General features: G+C 37.8%; 2 protein-coding genes. One reads left to right on the plus strand and one right to left on the minus strand.

Annotated elements, in window-relative coordinates:
* Nucleotides 1-214: transposase (locus tag RHOW815_RS09435; protein ID WP_502757473.1), on the plus strand; the 214-nt coding region annotated here is incomplete at its 5' end.
* A 123-nt stretch (nt 215-337) separates the two neighbouring features.
* Here RHOW815_RS09435 and RHOW815_RS07505 read toward each other — a convergent pair.
* On the minus strand, nt 338-2,887 hold the full coding sequence (locus RHOW815_RS07505) for a hypothetical protein (RefSeq protein WP_215217697.1): 2,550 nt from the start codon (nt 2,885-2,887) through the stop codon (nt 338-340).
* Nucleotides 2,888-3,044: the final 157 nt, after the last annotated feature.

The raw sequence follows: 3,044 nt of genomic DNA on the forward strand, positions 1-3,044 counted from the left end.
CCATTCTTGGGAAAGAGGCTTAAATGAGCATACAAACGGACTAGTTAGGCAATATTTTCCTAAAACACAAAGCTTTTTAGATACGACTTCCAAGGATATAGAAAGGGTGGAAACTTTACTAAATAACAGACCTAGAAAGGCTCTCAACTTCGAAACTCCACTAGAAGTGTTTACGAGATTATCTACAAACATGCTATGCTCGGGTGCACAATAGATGTTTTTTCAAGTATTTATATGTTCTTTTTTGTGCACTTCAAGGTTGAAAGGGCCTAAAAATGTTTATGTATTCAAACTCTTAATTTGAATGCAAACAAGCATAATAGCTTTTTCAACCCATTTACATGCCATAAGAATGCAAGGGAAAGCGATACTCCGAGGGCTTTACATACACTATCCAAGGTTTATTTTCAGACTCGAGCCATTTTTTCCAAGAACTCATGGGAAACCCCATTGATTGACTTGCATCAAATCTCCAAAGCTCTAAATCTTGAGTCCCTGGATTGATCACAAAACCAAAATAGAAACCCGACCAATTGGTATCTGCAAAAATTAGGCATCGAGGAGAAAGCCCTATTTTATAAGCAGCATGGGTGATGAAGCTATGTATATCAAAAGAAAAACCGATGGAGTTTTGAGCAAGCAATAAACAAGATTTGGCTATTTTTTTCATTTGAGCTGCGGAGATAAAAGCTGCTTTTGGCAGAGAAAATTGCTCTATGATTTCTTGCATTTTGGGATTCAAGACAGAAGAGAGGAGCTTCTGTAAATCCTTTTTGCAGTTTGCAGCTGGAGTTAGGGGCAATTGCTGATAGAGAAAAGCATCTATGTCATCAGGAGCTATTTTGGGAAATGCATCTAGAGTTTGCTCTCTGAATTCTTTGGGTGTTTGTAGAGGATAGTTTATTTTATCTGAAGAGATCTGCTGCAAGAGATATTGCTGCATTTGTGGGCTTAAAAGCATCTGTTGATAAAACTGGACACCAGGATGGATAAATGCATCACGCACCCAAGTATAAGTAAAACCGTTATCCTGCCATCCTTGTTTAAACAAAGGCTCTGATGTAAGAAGAAGAAAAGCGTGTACCGGCGAGTTCATCAATAGTGTTTGTGTGAGATGAGCTGGCGGCATCTCTTTTAACGTATCTAGTAAAAAGATTAACAGCTCAAGCGGGCTCTCCACTACCCTTTGTTCCAATGTGACTTTATCTGTGCAGAAATAATTTTGAACCAGGGTTTTCATCGTTCCTCCTGAGATGTAACACCAGGGTTCTTTGCTCTTCATGCGTTTTTGGACGTTTAAGAAAAAAGCATTCTGATGAAGGTGCAATACAATAGCAGCTACCATTTCTGTAATGACTTTTTGCTCTTTGGCTTGGATAAAGAGCAAAGACTCTGTAGCTAAAAAGAAGTCGCGTAAGAATTGGTTAAACTCTTTTTCTGTTTCAATAGCTGTCCAAAGAGAAGCATCTGTTCTTCCATGTTTGTAAAAGAGGCGAAAACCAGCAGAAGCATCTTCATCGCTTATACTCACTAGCTGTGGATCGTATACTTCCTGAAAATAGCTAGAAAATTGATCTAGGTAATACTGGACAATCATCGAAAATAAAGAGTTTAAATCATTAGCTTCGCTGATCAGTTGGTCTCGACGATCTATGCAAGATTGTAAATGGTGAGAGAGGCTTTGATATTCTGCTTGAAAACTTCGTATACGGCTTGTCGCATCAGCGCGATGTAATACTCCTTGTACAGCTCGTAATTGATCTGCTGTAACCTCAATTTCTTTCTGCAATATCCCTATCTCTTGATGATAGATTTCTAACTTCTCTTGAAGACAGCTGTAGATAACAGAACCCAAACCCTCCGATTCTTCTGGAGAAAACCCAAGTGCTGTATATAGATGCCAACGGATTAGTTGCGGATCAGCCTCGGAAAAAGAAGCTAGCGTAAACTCCCATGCTTTTAATAAAGCATTCTCCGTCAAACCTGTGAATGCGGATTGCATCTTTTGAACAGGCTGATTTGTGGACTTTTCAAGCACTTTTTGCAAAAGGTCTGTTACGGTTGAGCAAGAAGAGAGTAGGAGCGAGCAGATGTTTTGCATCTGCTGGATTTGCTTTTCCAAGGATCGTTTTTGATCGATTACCCCACAGACTTTTAAGGCTTGTAAAATCCCAGGGGATAGTAAAGCTCTTTCATGCAGACTTTGTTTACAATAAATGCTTGTATACGTTGTGTTCAAGATAGCAATGTATTCATTGCCATTATGGGTTCTTTTTAGCTGACCTGTGCTTAAAAGTTGATAGAGGTCGACTAAAAATAGAGCTAGTTGTTCTTTCTGTACAAGAATCCCTGGTGCTGTAGCAAAACAAGAGCCGATGTTTTGACGCAAGGGAGTTAAGCTAGCACAAAGAACGCCGCGACGTATATCAGATGTATGTGGTTTACCTGCAGAAATTCCTAAAGAATCAAACAGAAGATTCTCTGCTGCTTTATGACAAACAGGGGGTGAAAATCGATAGAGAAGTTTTATAATTTTTTGAGAGGTAAATTGCTTTAAGATTATAAGCTGATGTTCTGTTATCACAGAGTCGCTATACCCATTGGGGTAACAAATAAACCCCTTATTTTCTAAAAAATCAATAGTTTTTTCCAGGATTTTTTGGTCTAATTCTCCTTGTCTATCAATTAATAAGTTAGCTAATTGACGAGCGCGGAAAAGAGAGCGAAAAGAAAAACTCATCTGTAAAAAAGAGTGATCAATTAAATGAGAAAATACCCTTTCCTCCTCAAGATCAAATAAAGACTTTTTAGAATGAGACAGTAGCAAATCATAAGTTTGTTGCAAAATCTCTTTATTATCTAAAGCAAATACGATTTGGCTTGGCAAAAGAGATCTCCTCTCAAGTTTTTTTTCAACTTTCTATTTTCTCTTGTTGTGATTTAAAATCACTAGTCTTTTCAAGTTTGAAGTGCACAGAAGAATTAAAAAAAGAATAGGCAGGCGATGAAAGAATCTCTATTGTGATTTTTAACAATCAAACACA

This window comes from Candidatus Rhabdochlamydia sp. W815, assembly GCF_018642185.1.
Classification (GTDB): Bacteria; Chlamydiota; Chlamydiia; order Chlamydiales; family Rhabdochlamydiaceae; genus Rhabdochlamydia; species Rhabdochlamydia oedothoracis.